General features: G+C 65.3%; 1 protein-coding gene. It reads left to right on the forward strand.

Annotated features, from left to right (window positions below; translation table 11 throughout):
• A partial coding sequence (locus tag AC1DN0_RS41995) for a hypothetical protein (protein WP_477146745.1) occupies positions 1-236 on the forward strand: 236 nt, incomplete at its 5' end.
• Positions 237-357 lie beyond the last annotated feature (121 nt).

A 357-nucleotide genomic window follows, 5' to 3' on the forward strand; every position in this document is an offset into this window, starting at 1 on the left:
GCCTGTTCCCCGCGCTGCTTGGCTTGTCGGCACTTGGCTGTACCATGTTGATGGCGCGCGGACGCAAGCGGATACGGATCGGGATGCAGCTGGGGGCGCTGCTTCTGTTGCTGGTGTTGATGGTCGCATGGGTGCCGGCGTTTGCCGGGGCCGGTGCGGTCCTGGCACTTGGCACGACCTACCTGCTGTTGGTGGTCGCGTTGTGGTGGTCGTTATGGCGGCCCGCGCAGGCATGAAAACAGGGGAACTGGTGTGGCAAGGATAACAACGGCATTCGGCGACGCATCGCCTCCCGAGCTCGACCCGCAGGAGGTGGCCGCCTTTTTCGAGGATCGCGCCCGGCGCATGGACGAGGTG

The organism is Cupriavidus sp. 05N39 (assembly GCF_056397325.1).